The 14695-nt window shown below is 68.7% G+C and carries 16 protein-coding genes and 1 tRNA gene; 7 read left to right on the top strand and 10 right to left on the bottom strand.

Going from position 1 to position 14695, the window contains the following annotated elements; genetic code table 11:
* Nucleotides 1–54: 54 nt before the first annotated feature.
* From G406_RS0112795 to sp36, 4 genes are read right to left on the bottom strand one after another with little or no spacing between them, the layout of a single operon-like run.
* Nucleotides 55–1509 (bottom strand): hypothetical protein, encoded by a 1455-nt coding sequence (locus G406_RS0112795; RefSeq protein WP_028934142.1) that lies wholly within the window; start codon nt 1507–1509, stop codon nt 55–57.
* 56 nt (nt 1510–1565) lie between these two features.
* Complete coding sequence (locus G406_RS46530) at nt 1566–2243, bottom strand: hypothetical protein (RefSeq protein ID WP_051342007.1); 678 nt, start codon at nt 2241–2243, stop codon at nt 1566–1568.
* A 13-nt stretch (nt 2244–2256) separates the two neighbouring features.
* On the bottom strand, nt 2257–2718 hold the full coding sequence (locus tag G406_RS0112785; protein ID WP_028934141.1) for a RidA family protein: 462 nt from the start codon (nt 2716–2718) through the stop codon (nt 2257–2259).
* On the bottom strand, nt 2718–2900 hold the full coding sequence (sp36, locus tag G406_RS58820) for a Sp36 family protein (RefSeq protein WP_028934140.1): 183 nt from the start codon (nt 2898–2900) through the stop codon (nt 2718–2720). The genes G406_RS0112785 and sp36 overlap by 1 nt, the downstream gene beginning before the upstream one ends.
* Before the next feature lie 144 nt (nt 2901–3044).
* Between sp36 and bagA the strand changes: the two genes are divergently transcribed.
* Nucleotides 3045–4082, top strand: coding sequence for an ATPase BagA (bagA, locus tag G406_RS0112775; RefSeq protein WP_028934139.1), 1038 nt, complete (start codon nt 3045–3047; stop codon nt 4080–4082).
* Between the two features lie 10 nt (nt 4083–4092).
* Complete coding sequence (gene bagB, locus G406_RS0112770; protein WP_028934138.1) at nt 4093–5268, top strand: ATPase BagB; 1176 nt, start codon at nt 4093–4095, stop codon at nt 5266–5268.
* Here bagB and G406_RS0112765 read toward each other — a convergent pair.
* The 4 genes from G406_RS0112765 to G406_RS46520 form a co-directional block, all read right to left on the bottom strand.
* Nucleotides 5265–5735: a hypothetical protein gene (locus G406_RS0112765; protein WP_028934137.1), complete on the bottom strand. Its 471-nt coding sequence runs from the start codon at nt 5733–5735 to the stop codon at nt 5265–5267. The genes bagB and G406_RS0112765 overlap by 4 nt on opposite strands.
* A 10-nt stretch (nt 5736–5745) precedes the next feature.
* A complete protein-coding gene (locus G406_RS56770; RefSeq protein ID WP_156934825.1) occupies nt 5746–6240 on the bottom strand; it encodes a hypothetical protein in 495 nt (164 codons plus the stop codon).
* Nucleotides 6241–6324: 84 nt separating this feature from the next.
* A complete protein-coding gene (locus G406_RS46525; protein ID WP_064742911.1) occupies nt 6325–6720 on the bottom strand; it encodes a WhiB family transcriptional regulator in 396 nt (131 codons plus the stop codon).
* 350 nt (nt 6721–7070) lie between these two features.
* Nucleotides 7071–7349 (bottom strand): WhiB family transcriptional regulator, encoded by a 279-nt coding sequence (locus G406_RS46520; protein ID WP_037076307.1) that lies wholly within the window; start codon nt 7347–7349, stop codon nt 7071–7073.
* A gap of 149 nt (nt 7350–7498) precedes the next feature.
* On the opposite strand from G406_RS46520, the gene G406_RS46515 reads away from it, so the two are divergent.
* Nucleotides 7499–9931 carry a transglycosylase domain-containing protein gene (locus G406_RS46515; protein WP_245607097.1) on the top strand — a complete coding sequence of 811 codons (2433 nt, stop codon included), beginning with the start codon at nt 7499–7501 and terminating at the stop codon, nt 9929–9931.
* Between the two features lie 302 nt (nt 9932–10233).
* Here the strand turns inward: G406_RS46515 and G406_RS0112745 are convergent, their stop codons facing one another.
* Nucleotides 10234–10701, bottom strand: a complete 468-nt coding sequence (locus G406_RS0112745; protein ID WP_037076302.1) for a GatB/YqeY domain-containing protein — start codon at nt 10699–10701, stop codon at nt 10234–10236.
* Between the two features lie 64 nt (nt 10702–10765).
* On the opposite strand from G406_RS0112745, the gene G406_RS0112740 reads away from it, so the two are divergent.
* From G406_RS0112740 to G406_RS0112725, 4 genes are all read left to right on the top strand, one after another.
* A complete protein-coding gene (locus G406_RS0112740; RefSeq protein ID WP_425414589.1) occupies nt 10766–11725 on the top strand; it encodes a metallophosphoesterase in 960 nt (319 codons plus the stop codon).
* Nucleotides 11726–11750: 25 nt separating this feature from the next.
* Nucleotides 11751–11824 (top strand) — tRNA-Pro (locus G406_RS0112735).
* Nucleotides 11825–11985: 161 nt separating this feature from the next.
* Entirely contained in the window at nt 11986–12681 is a 696-nt protein-coding gene (locus G406_RS0112730) for a GntR family transcriptional regulator (protein WP_156934824.1), read from the top strand.
* 203 nt (nt 12682–12884) lie between these two features.
* Nucleotides 12885–13721 (top strand): oxidoreductase, encoded by an 837-nt coding sequence (locus tag G406_RS0112725; protein ID WP_028934133.1) that lies wholly within the window; start codon nt 12885–12887, stop codon nt 13719–13721.
* A 15-nt stretch (nt 13722–13736) separates the two neighbouring features.
* Here G406_RS0112725 and G406_RS0112720 read toward each other — a convergent pair whose 3' ends face one another.
* On the bottom strand, nt 13737–14684 hold the full coding sequence (locus tag G406_RS0112720) for a cyclase family protein (protein WP_245607096.1): 948 nt from the start codon (nt 14682–14684) through the stop codon (nt 13737–13739).
* Between the last annotated feature and the right edge of the window lie 11 nt (nt 14685–14695).

The raw sequence follows: 14695 nt of genomic DNA, 5'->3' as shown, positions 1-14695 counted from the left end.
CAGACACTGCAGCGTCTGCGACGTGACGCGACGGTCTGCGACGTGCCGGTGGGCTCAGGACGGGCGGCGCTTTCTGCCGCCGTTGGTGCCGTTGCCCCTGAACATGCGCGGGGGCGGCGGTGCCTCGGTTTCCTTCGGCTCTTCGTCGTCCTCCCGTGCCGCCAGCTCTTCGTGCAGCTGACGCAGCAGGCGTTGTTCGACGTCGGAGAGGCCGGATTCGGCTGTTTCCGCGGGATCGCTGCCGGGCGGAGTGCGCTTGGGCAGACCTGAGCTGGTCTGGTTGCCCCGCCCGCCGACCGTCGGGAAGCCCCTCGGGCGTGGCCTCGGGCGTTCCTCGCGTGCCTGCTGCGGTCCTTCAGCAGACGGTTGGCTTTCGCCGTCCCGTGACGGGCCCCACAGCGCGTCACGGGACGGTGCCCGCCTTTCGGCAGGCGGTTCGACCGGAGGTGACTCGACCGGCGTCTCCCCGTTCGAAGTTTCTGTTTCCGCTGACAGGAATGGGTCTTCGGGTGCGGCACCGTCGCGGCCGCGTTCGAAGCTCAGACCTGCCACCACGTCGTCGAGGCTGCCGGGCTGGCGCTCGGCGTTGTCCGGACGTGGGCGGCGCGGAGCGGAACCGCGCGCGGTGATCACCCGGTCGACCGGGTGCAGCGGGGTGCGTCGAGGGCTGTCCGGCGACGGCGGCGTGATGGGCAGGCCGCCGGTTTCGGAGGTCGGCGACACCGCGGAAGGGCTGGGACGGCGTCCCGGATCCCTGGTCGGCAGTGGTGCGGTCGCGGGGCGACCCGGCGGCGTGCCGTTGCGCCCGTTGGTCGGCGCTCCGCCCGGGCCGGAACCACCCGGGCCGGACGGCTCACCGAAAGGATGTTCGTCGTGACCTTCCTGGCTCACGATCAGCTGCGCATCGGCGAGCGCCGCACGGTGGTACTCGTTCAGGTCGGCGCCCGCGGTGAACACCTCGACGGAGGCGAACACGCCGGCGCGGGACAGCACCTCGGCCACCTGGTACGCCAGGACGTCCGCACCCGCGTTGTCCAGGACCTCGATCAGCACCACCGGGTGCGGAACCGGGCCGGACGCGCCACCGGCGGGAGTGATGCGCCAGGTCAGCCAGAGCTGGCAGTCGCGGAGCAACCGGTGCGGGACCGACTGCAGCGCGTGCTCGGGCGACTGCTCCTCGTCCCGCTCGGGGAAACCGTGCTCGGCAGGGTCCGCGATGAAACGGTGCCGCATGCGGGGGGCGTGGTCCGGCGGCGGAAGCGCCTCCGAGCGGCTGAGCGCCCTGCGCCGCACCGCCGAGTCGTGCAGTTCGTCGTGCAGCGGCCCGGGCAACCGCACCCGGTCGGCCTGCACGGTCGCGACGACCAGCTCCATCGCGTAGTCGCTCTCGCCGACCGCGACGAGCTCGCGGCACCAGCCGAGCAGTTCGTCGTCGACGAAACCGGCCAAGGACAGCAGCAGGCTGTGCATCTCGACGGCGACGTCGGTGTCTTCCAGGCCTTCGGACATCTCGCCTCCTCAGCTCGGTTGGTCAGGCAACAGCGGCGTGCGTGTGCAGGTCTGTCTCAGGCATCAACGAGTGAACCGGAGTCCCGACGCGCTCTGGTTGGCGGTTCCCGGTCCGCGGCACGCCACAGCGACACCGAATCGCGCAACGCCATGCGGTGGTACGGCGGCAGAGCCAGCGGCGGCGACACGATCTCGACGCACGGCGTGAGGTCACCGTGCGCGCGCAGCAGCCGCTGCAGCGTGCCGGTGAGGGCTGGCATGTTCTCCGTCACGTGAGCGAGCACGACCCGCTGCGGGCGGCCGCGATCGACCCGCCAGCTGCGGCGCAGCTCCTTCGCGCCGGGATGCCCCCTGACCACGGCGGCCAGCATGAGGTCGACGCCGTCGCGCCAGCCGCTGACCCCGGGCACGTCGGTGCACAGGTCCTCGGGGGCGAGCTCGGCGCGGAACCGGGCGGGTGTGTCGACCTGCTCGGCGGCCGGCAGCACCGCGTCGAGCTGGCGCTGTGGCACACCCCACTCGGGCAGGCAGGCCTCGAGCAGGCTGCGCTCCGCCTCCGTCAGACCGATTCGGTGCCGCAGCAGCGTCTTGGGCAAGCTGCGGGCCAGTGCGGAGTGCCCGCCTGCGGCCAGCCAGTCGCGCAGTCTCCACAGCAACCGGTCCGGCACCCGACCGGCCAACCTGACGAGCAGGTCGTGGCAGGCACGCTCGGCGTCAAGCACAGCATCCGTCATGACGACACCACCCTCATGGGGTCCGGACTTCACAGATGATCTCGACCTCGACCGGTGAGTTGATCGGCAGCTCCGCGACCCCGACCGCTGATCGCGCGTGCTTGCCGGCATCACCGAAGACTTCGCCGAACAGCGCGGAGGCGCCGTCGACCACACCGGGCTGGCCACCGAAGCCGGGCGCGGACGCCACGAAGCCGGTGACCTTCACCACGCGCACGATCGAGTCGATCCCGACCAGGTCGTGCACGGCAGCGAGAGCGTTGAGCGCGCAGATGCGGGCCAGCTTGGTTCCCTCGAGCGGGTCGATCTCCGCGCCGACCTTGCCGACGGCGGCGAGCTTGCCGTCCACGAACGGGACCTGCCCCGCCGTGTAGACCATCGAACCGGACTGCACGGCCGGCAGGTAGGCACCGGCGGGGGCGGACACCGAGGGCAGCTCGATACCCAGCTCACGGAGACGCTCGCTCGCCGACATCAGTTCGCGGCTCCGCTCGAGGTCTGCCGCTTGAGGTACGCAACGTGCTGTTCACCGGTCGGGCCGGGCAACACGGTCACAAGATCCCACCCATCGGCTCCCCATTGGTCCAAGATTTGCTTGGTGGCGTGGGTAAGCAACGGAACGGTTGCGTACTCCCAGGTGGCGACCGAGGCACTCATATCGGAATGCTAACCCGATCGATGCGACGCGCTTCACGTCGGGCTTGATCGGGCAGTTCACGCTGCCCACACGCCGTTGCGCGGCACCCTCCGCGACCCGCCGGTGCTGCCCTCACGTGCACTGTCCTCGTATCGTGCACAACTATGTGGCCAGAAGAGCTGGAGCGTGCCCGGTTGCACGTCGTCACCGGGAAGGGCGGGACCGGCAAGACGACGGTCGCCGCCGCACTCGCGTTGGCGCTCGCCACCGAGGGTCGGCGGACCCTGCTGGTGGAGATCGAGGGACGCCAGGGCATCGCGCAGCTGTTCGACACCAGCCCGCTGCCCTACGAGGAGCGCCGGATCGCCGTCGCGCCCGGCGGCGGCGAGGTCCGCGCGCTGGCGGTGGACGCCGAGGCGGCGCTGCTGGACTACCTGGCCATGTTCTACAACCTGGGCCTGGCCGGTACGGCGCTGCGCAGGATGGGGGCCGTCGAGTTCGCCACGACGCTCGCGCCGGGACTGCGGGACGTCCTGCTGACCGGCAAGGTCAAGGAGTGCGTGACCCGCACCGGCGACGACGGCCGCTACTACTACGACGCGGTGGTGCTCGACGCGCCGCCGACCGGCCGGGTGGTGACCTTCCTCGACGTCACCAAGGCGATGGCCGACCTCGCCAAGACCGGACCGATCCACCGGCAGAGCGAGGGCGTCGTCCGGCTGCTGCACTCGGCGGACACGGTCGTCCACCTGGTCACCCTGCTGGAGGACCTGCCGGTGACCGAGACCCTGGAGACGGTCGCCGAGCTGCAGGCGGCGCAGCTGCGTCCCGGCGCGGTGATCGTCAACCGTTCCGATCCGCGCCGGTTGCCGAGCCGCTCGGTGGGCAGCGCGGCGAACGGCAAGGTGGACCGCGAGCGCGTGCGGTCCGGCCTGACCGCGGCGGGCCTGGAGCTGACCGACGAGCAGCTGGACGGCCTGATCGCGGAGACCGTCGAGCACGCGGTGCGCATCCGCGCCGAGGCGGCGGCGTTGGCCAGGCTGGACGCCGGTCCGCCGACCGGCCCGACCGAGCCCCTGCCCCGGCTGACCCTGCCCGAGGTGGTCGACGGCGTCGAGCTCGGCGCGATCTACGAGTTGGCCGAACAGCTGGCCGAGCAGGGTGTCCGCGCCCACTCGGTGGTCCGTTCGGCGAGCCGGTGAGGAAGGTCCGATGAGTCCGAGCAGGACGGCCCCGACCCTGGAGCTCGAGGCGCTGGTCGACGACCCGAAGACGAAGGTCATCGTGTGTTGCGGCTCGGGCGGGGTGGGCAAGACGACGACCGCGGCCGCGCTGGCGCTGCGCGCGGCGGAACGCGGCCGCAACACCGTGGTGCTCACGATCGACCCGGCGCGACGGCTCGCCGAGGCGCTCGGGCTGAGCAACCTGAGCAACGAGCCGAAGCGCGTCGAGAACATCACCTCGGACGTCTCCGCGTCCGGGCGCAACGGTTCCGCGGTCGAGAACGGCGAGCTGCACGCGATGATGCTGGACATGCGCCGGACCTTCGACGAGATGGTCTACACGCACTCCACTCCGGACCGCGCGGAGAAGATCCTGGCCAACCCCTTCTACCAGACCATCTCCTCGTCGTTCTCCGGAACGCAGGAGTACATGGCCATGGAGAAGCTCGGCCAGCTCGTCGCGACCGGCAACTGGGACCTGATCGTCGTCGACACCCCGCCGTCGCGGTCCGCGCTGGACTTCCTGGACGCGCCGCAGCGGATGTCGTCGTTCCTGGACGGCCGCATGATCCGGCTGCTGTCGGCCCCAGCCCGCGCGGGCGGCCGCGGGTTGCGCCGCATCGTCGGCGCGGGTTTCGGGCTGTTCGCCAAGGCGGTCGGCACGATCCTGGGCGGTCAGATGCTGGCCGACGCGTCGGCGTTCGTCCAGGCCTTCGACACGATGTTCGGCGGCTTCCGGGAACGCGCCGCGTCGACCTACGAGCTGCTGCGCTCCCCCGGCACGGCGTTCGTGGTGGTCGCCGCGCCCGAGCCGGACGCGCTGCGCGAGGCCGCGTACTTCGTCGACCGGCTGGCGAGCGAGAAGATGCCGCTGGCCGGGCTGGTACTGAACCGCACCCACCCGGTGCTCGCCGACATCCCCGCGGCGCGAGCGCGGGACCTGGCCGATCAGGTCGACAAGACCGGCAGCGCCAAGCTGGCCTCAGCGGTACTGCGGCTGCACGCGGACCGAGTCGACCGCTCCGACCGGGAGCGACGGCTGCTGACCCGGTTCACCAACGCGCATCCGAGCGTCGCGGTGGTCCCGGTGCCCGCCGTCGCGGGCGACATCACCGACCTCGACGGCCTCCGCGAGATCGGCGACCGCCTGACCGCGTCGCGCTAGCTCGTCCTGACGCGATGCCGCCGCATGTACTCCGCCAATGTCATGCCCGGCTGGAGTCCAGGCACGATATCCTCCGAAAAGTGTGCTGCGCCGTCTTTCATGCACACCCATTTCGGCACGTCATCGACCACCCGGGCAACGGCCGGGTGATGATGACCAGGACAGGGAGGCAGTGCCGCACCCGGAATCATCTCAACAGCGTGGTCTTGGATTCCGTCAGCGGTAGCGATTACCGAGTCCCCCAGACTGACACCGTTGTAAACGAAGTAGACACCGACGGACTCATACTCGCCTGAGATCGACCTGAACTCGACCCGAACTGTCGGAGACCAGGAGAAATCTCCCGTCCCGCTGAAGTCGTCTTCTTGATGCTCGACGCTGCCGATTTCCCAGTCTGGCCCTTGTTCGCCCAGTTGCGAGACTATTCCTGAAGCCAGCAAACGAGCGAAGTCAATGTCGTCGTCCATAACCGAACCCTTACGGTTTCAGAATCAATGTTCCAGCGATGACGAGCGTACCAGCACGCCCATCGGTCGTAGTGAAGTTGATAGAGTCCTGGTAATTGACGGTCTCACCGACACTCACCGGGTTGAGCGTGCCATGCAGCTGATACGTGCTGGCCACGCGATGATCAGCGTTCTTACCTTGATACTTTCCGTTTCTGAACCATCGCATGCCGGTCTCTGATACTGGCTCGTTCTCAGGGCCGATCAGCGCTCTAACCTGAGAAGAGATACTGAACGCCCAATTCACGACGCCTCTGTTTCCCAGACACTGGAATCGAAGGTTCAATACACCAGTCGCGTGATCATTCTTAGTCGTTTCCTGACCACACGCCAAGGTGTCGGTCAGTCCGGTCAAACCCTGGCCAAGGACTAGCTCCACCTTTACATCTCTGCCCATATTCGGACGTGCGACTGGCTCCGCAGCCGACGCACTAGTCGGCACCAATGCGGCTACACTGACCACCATAAGCGCAATAATAGAAGCTCTCTTCGAACCCATCGAACTCTCTCACTCTGAAACTTCAAAGGGATCAGGTCTACCTACTGGCGATCACGCGGCTTCAATCGCGGGCGCCTGCGCAGTCACGATGACGGCCTGCCGGTCGCCCCTAGCGACGAGTTCCAGGTGGCGGGTGGGGGCGGCCGGGGTCTGGGTGGGTCGCGCCTTCGCTGCCCGCTGGGCGGCGACGGCCTTCGTCAGGAAGGTCGACCAGCACGTGACGTCGGGGCGCTGCTTCAGCATCGCGCGCCGCTCGCGCTCCGTCAGGCCACCCCACACGCCGTACTCGAGCTTCTCGTCCAGTGCCTGGGCGAGGCACTGGGTGAGGACCGGGCAGCCCCGGCAGATCGACCGGGCGTCGCGCTGCTTGGCACCCTTCACGAAAAGGCTGTCCGGGTCGACATTCCGACAGTTGGCCGACAGGCGCCAGTTCGTGTTCGCAACCATTTCGCACTCCCGCGTCTCGCTGTAGAACTTCTGTCCCGCTGTTGGGGATGAGTCAACCGGAGAGCGCCATCCGCGACTAGCCTGTGAAACTACTCATTAACTCAGGGTGACCTACCTAGATAGCCTGAGTACCTACCTGGCGAGCATCGCACCAGCTCAGAAGGATATTACTCCGAGCCAGTGCACTCATGATCGTTACATTGAGTGACATTTTCGCCGACCCGTGACTGCATTTGCGGACGCAAACAATAGATGCAGTAACAAGTTTGCAACCCCGTTGCCCGTTTCCTATGTAAAAGCTCGTGAGTGGTATGGGCGCCTATAGGCGCCCATACCACTCACGAGCTGGGTCAGGCGGCGAGCCCCGTGGAGCCGGTGGTGAGAAAGGTGGCCCAGCACGTGATGTCGGGCCTGCGTCTCAGCAGCGCGCGACGCTCGCGCTCCGTCATCCCGCCCCACACGCCGTACTCCAGCCGCTCGTCGAGAGCCTGCGCCAGGCACGTGGTGAGCACCGGGCAGCCCCGGCAGATCGACTTGGCCGTGTGCTGCCGCGAACCGGCCACGAACAGCCGGTCCGGCTCGATACCCCGACAGTTCGCCGACACCGACCAGGCTCCCGTCGCAACCATGATGATCTCCCCGCTTCGAAGTGATGAACCCCCGTCCCGCACTAGGACGCGGCCCGAAGGCCCTCGGTTCCCTCCGATCGGCAGCGGATCGGCAGGCCACACGACTTAGCTACGCAGTGTGATCTTCCTCCGGAGGTAAGGTGCTCGGCGTGAGCAACGTGGGGGAAAAGTCGACGACACAGCTGGTGTTCAAGCTGCTCGGGCTGTGTCTGGTCGGCGGCATCCTGCTCGCCGGGATGCTGTTCCCGGCGGCCGCCGGTTTCGGCTCCGCGTCGAACAAGGCGGCCGACACCGTCGTCAACGCCTCCAGCGATCTCGCCGACCAGCCGCTGCCCTCGGCCACGACGGTCACCGACTCGGCGGGCGCTCCGATCGCCTATCTGTACGACCAGAACCGCAGCATGGTCGACGCCCAGCAGATCTCGCCCGCGATGAAGGCCGCGATCGTGGCCATCGAGGACCGGCGGTTCTACGACCACCAGGGCGTGGACTGGCAGGGCACCATCCGGGCCATGATCGCCAACTCGGCGTCCGGAGACGTCCGGCAGGGTGCGTCCACGCTGACCCAGCAGTACGTCAAGAACTACCAGCTCTACGTCGCGGCCAAGACCGAGTCGGACCGGCTCAAGGCGACCGAGCAGACGCCCGCGCGCAAGCTGCGCGAGATCCGCATCGCGCTGCAGCTGGAGAAGCAGCTGACCAAGGAACAGATCCTGGCCGGCTACCTCAACATCGTGTTCCTCGGCAACAACTCCTACGGCGTGTCCGCAGCCGCCCAGACCTACTTCAACACCACGCCGGACAAGCTGACCGTGCCGCAGGCGGCGCTGCTGGCCGGCATGGTGCGCAGCACCAGCGCCTACGACCCGGTCGCGCACCCGCAGGCAGCCATCGACCGGCGAAACCTCGTGATCAGGGCCATGGCCGAGCAGGGCATGATCACCCCGGAGCAGGCGAAGGAACAGGAGGCCGCACCGCTGGGTGTGGTCAACCCGCTGAACACCCGGCAGAACGGCTGCATCGGCGCCCACGACGCCGGGTACTTCTGCAAGTACGTCGTCGAGTACCTCACCCAGGCCGGGTTCACCACCGAGCAGCTCAACCGCGGCGGCTACACGATCCGTACGACGCTCGACTCGAAAGCCCTGCAGCAGGCGAAGCTCGCGGTCGACGCCGAGGTGCCGCCCAAGCAGCCGCACGTGGCGAACGTGATCTCGCTGGTGCAGCCAGGCACCGAGAAGCACCGGGTGCTGGCGATGGCGGCGAACCGGACGTTCGGGCTGCACGCCGACCAGGAAGAGACGAGCTACGGGCTGCCCTACGAGCCGGTCAACCTGGGCGCGGGCTCGATCTACAAGATCTTCACCGCCGCGACGGCGCTGGAGAAGGGGCTCGGCATCAACTACGTGATGGCCGTCCCGCCCAGTGGCTACGCCTCACCGATCTACCGTGACGGCGCCGGGCGGGCGATCCCGGTGCGCAACGACGGCAGCTACGCGGGCCGGATGCCGATGTGGCAGGCGCTCGCGCTGTCGCCCAACACGGCGTTCGTCAAGCTCGAGGAGTTCACCGGAGTGCCGCCGGTCGTCGACATGGCGGTCCGGATGGGCATGCGCTCGCTGGCGACCACCGCGTTCGTCGACCCCCGGACCGGAAAGCGCACCAACCGGTCGATCGCCGAGGTCACCAAGGCGCAGCACCTGGCCTCGTTCACCCTCGGTGTGACGCCGACCAGCATCCTGGAGCTGGCGAACGTCGGGGCGACACTGCAGAGCGGCGGCATGTGGTGCCCGCCGAGCCCGGTCGAGCAGGTCACCGACGCCAAGGGCAAGCCGGTGCCGTTCAGCGAGCTGCCCTGTGAGCGGGTGCTCGACCAGGGCCTGGCGAACACGCTGGTCAACGGCCTGAGCCACGACGACCTCGTGGGTACGTCGGCCACCGCGGCCAAGTCGCTCGGCTGGAACCGTCCGATGGGCGGCAAGACCGGCACCACGCAGGAGTACAAGTCCGCCGGGTTCTTCGGGGTGCTGCCGCAGGTCGCCGGAGCGGTGATCACCTTCGACAACTCGCGCTCGCCGCGCCAGCTGTGCGACCCGGGTGGCGAGAGCCCCCCGGTCGCCTGCGGCAGCGGCAACATCTACGGCGGTAAGGCACCCGCGAGGACGTTCTTCCGGGCCATGAACGGCTACCTGGCGGGCCAGCCGATCCTGCCGCTCCCACCGACCGACGACCGCTACCTGGAGGGCGGCGAGGCGTCCCGGGTGCCCGAGGTGATCGGGAAGAGCTCCGACGAGGCCGAGGGGATCCTGACCAAGGCCGGCTGGAAGACCGAGCTGCAGGACGTCGACAACCGTGCCGAGGAGGGCACCGTGGTCGGCCAGTCGCAGCACGGCGCCGCGCTGCCCGGCGAGGTCATCACCCTGCAGGTGAGCAGCGGCAAGGTTCCGCCGCCCCCGCCGCCACCCGGCGAGGACGAGTCGGGCGAGGAGCCCGTTCCCAACCCCGGCGACGACAGTTCGACCGGCGCCACGCCACCCACGGTGCAGCCCGGCATCCCGGGCGTGAACTCGACCCCCCGCTGATTACTCCGCCTACCCACCGCAGAATGCCGAAACCCTCAACTCACTGTGCTGTAACCCCCGACTCGCGGGGAGCGGTCACACCGCAACGAGCAACAGCAAAGCCGGCTCCGCGAGTCTCCGAAGGAGTTCCGGCGAAGGCCGGCGGAGTGAATGTCCGCAACCAACCTCCCCGGCTACCAGGGCGGCTCCCAAGGTGGGCACAAGCGCGCGCTCGGCGACGAAGGAGCTTGTTTTTCTGGGAGCACCCCAGCGAGCGATAGCGAGCCGGGGTGGTCCCAGAAGAACTCCGCGCGGAACAGGCCCTAGGAAACGAGCCGGGACTTGACGGCGGCGGCGACGCGGGAACCCTCGGCGCGACCGGCGGCCGCGGCGGAGGCGACCTTCATGACCTGGCCCATCTGCCGAGGCCCCGGAGCGGCGCCGCTCTCCTCGGCGACCGTGGCGACGGCCTGCTCGGCGATCGCGTCCACCTCGGCGTCGGACAGCTGCGTCGGAAGGTAGCGAGCCAGGACCTCGGCCTCGGCGCGCTCCTTGTCGGCGAGTTCCTGACGGCCGGCGGCGTCGAACGCCTCGGCGGACTCGGCGCGCTTCTTGGCCTCCTTGGCCAGCACCTTCAGCACTTCGTCCTCGTCGAGCTCGCGTGCGACATCACCGGCGACCTCGGCGGAGGTGATCGCACTCAACGTCATCCGGAGGGTGCCCTTGGTCAACTCGTCGCGACCCTTGATCGCGGCGGTCAAATCGTCACGCAGCTGAGCTTTCAGACCCATGACGATCGAGCTTACTGATAACGAATGTGTGGCTGTCCGTAGGCTGGTCGGCGTGAGCACGCTGTTGCACGGTCTGGTTCGAGGCACTGTCGGCGCGGTCGGGCTCGGCCTCGCCACCACGGGATACGCGGCGCTGATCGAACGCCGCCACTGGACGCTGCGCACCGCGACGCTACCGGTGTTACCCGAGGGCCGGTCGAGTCTGCGGGTGCTGCACATCTCCGACCTGCACATGATGCCCGACCAGAAGAGCAAGCAGCGCTGGGTCGCCGGGCTGGCCGACCTGGCGCCGGACCTCGTGGTCAACACCGGCGACAACCTCGCGCACCCGAAGGCCGTGCCCGGTGTGCTGCGCGCGCTGGAACCGCTGCTGGGACTGCCCGGGCTGTTCGTGTTCGGCAGCAACGACTACTACGGACCGACCCCGAAGAACCCGGCCATGTACCTGCGTAAGAAGCGCAACCGCACATGGGTCAAGGGCGCGAAGCTGCCCTGGCGCGACCTGCGCGCGGCGATGCTGGAACGCGGCTGGCAGGACGCCACCCATCAGCGCCTGATCATGGACGTGGCGGGCCAGCCGGTCGCCGTCGCCGGGGTCGACGACCCGCACATCCGCCGCGACCACTACGACCGGATCTCCGGCCCGGTCACGGCACCGGTCGCACTGCGGCTCGGCCTGACCCACTCGCCGGAGCCCCGCGTGCTGGACGCCTTCGCCGACGACGAGTACGACCTGATCATGGCCGGCCACACGCACGGTGGCCAGCTCCGGGTGCCCGGCTACGGCGCGCTCGTCACCAACTGCGGGCTAGACCGCTCTCGCGCGCGAGGGGCGTCGCGCTGGGGCTCGCACACCTGGCTGCACGTGTCGGCCGGACTGGGCACCTCGCCGTACGCGCCGGTCCGTTTCGCCTGTCCGCCGGAGGCGAGCCTGCTGACTCTCGTCCCTCGTCCGGTCAAGCCCGCTGCCAGCCACAACGGACATGGGAGAGCCGTGTCATCGGCCGCCGCGGACGTCCGCTAGACTCATGCACAGGCCGCAAGGCCATCGGGGTGTGGCGCAGCTTGGTAGCGCGCTTCGTTCGGGACGAAGAGGTCGTGGGTTCGAATCCCGCCACCCCGACAGGGTTAAAGGCCCAGGTCAGAAGCTCAGAAACAGAGCGACTGCCCTGGGCCTTCGTCATGTCAGAGGCAAAGAGGCGTTACCGCGAGAGCCTCGCTGGATCGATGACACGTCAACTTCCGCACGTTGCGTCATGTGATGCATCAAGTAGCGTGATTTGGGTGCCCGATCGTGCGCGTCTCTACTCGATGGAGTCCTCGCGCGCTCTGAAGACCTTCGTCGAGCAGACCAGGGCCGACATTTTGGCTGGCAGACGCCTGCCAGGCGAACACATCGACCTTCGACCACTTGCCGACGAGTTGAACTTGTCACCGGCACAACTGGGCCGGGTCTTTCGGACGCTGGAGCAAGACGGACTGGTCAGTCTCGGCGGGATGAACCACCTGGTCGTGACTGAGGTCAACCCCCGGCAGCTGGACCGCGTGTTCACTCTTCGGCGAGCGTTGCAACCGGATGCGTTCGCCCGTGCGGCCACCGTGTCACCAGTCGAAGGATTCACCGGCCTCGAGGCCGTCATGAAGGGGTTCACCGTCGTCGAGTGGTTGGACGACCACGCCCACGGCGTCGAGCGGCAAGTCTTCACCGACTTCCTCGCTCCCGTCCTCACCCCGATCGAGATGTCCCTGATGATCGAGCTGGAGGTCGCATCCGAGCGCAGCCAGCGAATCGGCTACCACTGGATGCTCCAGCACCACCCCGCTGACATGCAGACTCTGGCCAACAGCTACCGGCAGGTCGTCGACGCCTGCCGGATGCGGAGTGCGAAGGCAGCTGCCGATGCCCAGCTGAGCTACGTCAGGCTCGCCGAAGACATATCCCATCTGGGTCTCCGGACCGCCGAGGTCATCTCGATCTGAGCGCGCGGTCCAGCCCGAAGCCGACCTCGCGCCCTGGCTGTCCCTCGGTCGCCGACTAGCACTGAATCAGGGTTGCCGGGTGGGTGCAGCGCGGCCACCGATGCGACGGTCCGGCGCCGCTAGCGTCGAGTGCGAAGGTCCGCCAGGCCAGGTTCGAACACGGCTCGGCACTGGGCGGACACCCATCCCGAGGAGGTAGGAAGATGCCGTCGACGTGGCTCATCACAGGCTGTTCCGGGGGACTCGGTCTGATTCTCGCCGAAGCGGTGCTGGCCCGAGGTGATCAGGTCGTCGCCACGGCCCGCGACCCTCGGTCGCTGGGCGATCTCGTCGCGCGGTACCCGGACACGTGCCGGGCCACGACGCTCGACGTCACCCGGGACGGCGACGCCGCTGCCGCCGCCGCTCTGGCCGAGCGCGAGTTCGGCCGGATCGACGTCCTGGTGAACAACGCCGGTCACGGCATGATGGGTGCGATCGAGGAAGCGACGCCCTCGGAGTATCGCCCGCTGTTCGAGACCAACGTGTTCGGGCTGATCGAGACGACCCGGGCGGTCCTTCCCTACCTGAGGAAGACCGGCGGCGGGCGGATCGTCATGATGTCGTCCGGCGCCGGAATCGCCGGGATCGCGGGCGACGGCTACTACAACGCGACGAAGTTCGCCGTGGAAGGGTTGTCCGAAGCGCTCGCCCAGGAGGTCGCGCCCTTCGGGATCGCGACGACCATCGTCGAGCCCGGCCCGTTCCGCACCGAGTTCCTCGGAAGGTCCATGCGGATCGCGGCCGCCGAGATACCGGAGTACTCCGACACCGTGGGGGCCCGGCGGAGGTATCGGGTCGACAACGACGGCAGGCAGCCCGGCGACCCGCACAAGGCGGTCGCCGTCATCCTGCGGGCCGTGGACGCCGAGAAACCCCCGCTGCACCTCCCTCTCGGGGAGCGGGCCTACGGGCTCGCCCGGACCAAGTTCGCCGCGTTCCTCGACTCCATGGACGAGTGGGCGCCCGTCGCGCTGCCCACCGCGTACGACAGCGCGTGACGGCGGGCGGTCGCGTCAGAACGTGGCGATCGGGTTGACCGGGCTGCCGGACGTCCCGGCGAAGCGGACCGGCGCGACCGCGAGGTGGAAGTCCCACTGGCCCAGCTCGACGGCCGTCCTCGCGCACGCCTCCAGGTCACAGTTGTCGAGCAGCCACAGACCCATCGCGACCAGACCCACCGCGTGGACCGGCATCAGCACGTCCTGGTATCCCGACGGCTGGACGTCGGAGGGCGTGTCGGCGCCGATCAGCGCGACCCCCCGTTCGTGCAGCCACGGTAGACAGGCGGCGTGCCAGCCGGCCTGCGTGAACCCGGGCGTCACGCCGGACTCGTGCCGGGCGCGACCGAAACCGGTCCGCAGCAGCACCGCATCGCCGGGACGCACCCGCACGCCCTGGCGACGCTCGGCCTCCTCGAGGTCGGCGGGGAACACCCCCTCCCCCGGCTCCAGCCACGGCACGTCGCGGACCTTCGCCACATCCAGCAGGACACCGCGCGTGACGATCCCGCTCGCCGCCGCCGTGACCGCTGCCCACGCCGACCCGGTTGCGGGGTCGACCAGTGAGTGCGGCCGCCCGTTGTACATCGAGCCGTTCCAGTAGATGTGACACGGCGAGTCGACGTGGGTGATGGTGTTGCCGTGGAACGCGATGCCGAGCTGCTCGGACGAGAAGCCCCAGCGCCGGTCGTTGTGGAACGCGGCCGGCATGTTCTCGGCGCCCGGCATCTCGGCGGCGCACGGACACGTCGTCGTCGACCGTTCCATCTCCCCCGGCACGGCGACCTCCCACGCGCACGACACGCTCCTGCCGTGGCGCACGGCCCGTGCCGCCGCCACCCGGACGTCGTCGGTGACGTGGTTCAGCGTGCCGCGCTCGTCGTCGTCACCCCATCGCCCCCAGTTCGACAATGTGTCGAAGTACCCGAGCACGTCATCCTGGGTGGGCATGCCTGCCGTCATCCCGGCATCGA

This window comes from Actinospineispora spinosispora DSM 44797, from assembly GCF_000429025.1.
Lineage (GTDB): Bacteria > Actinomycetota > Actinomycetes > Mycobacteriales > Pseudonocardiaceae > Pseudonocardia > Pseudonocardia spinosispora.
Note: the sequence above shows the minus strand (reverse complement) of the source record. Positions and strands in the feature narration are given on the sequence as shown.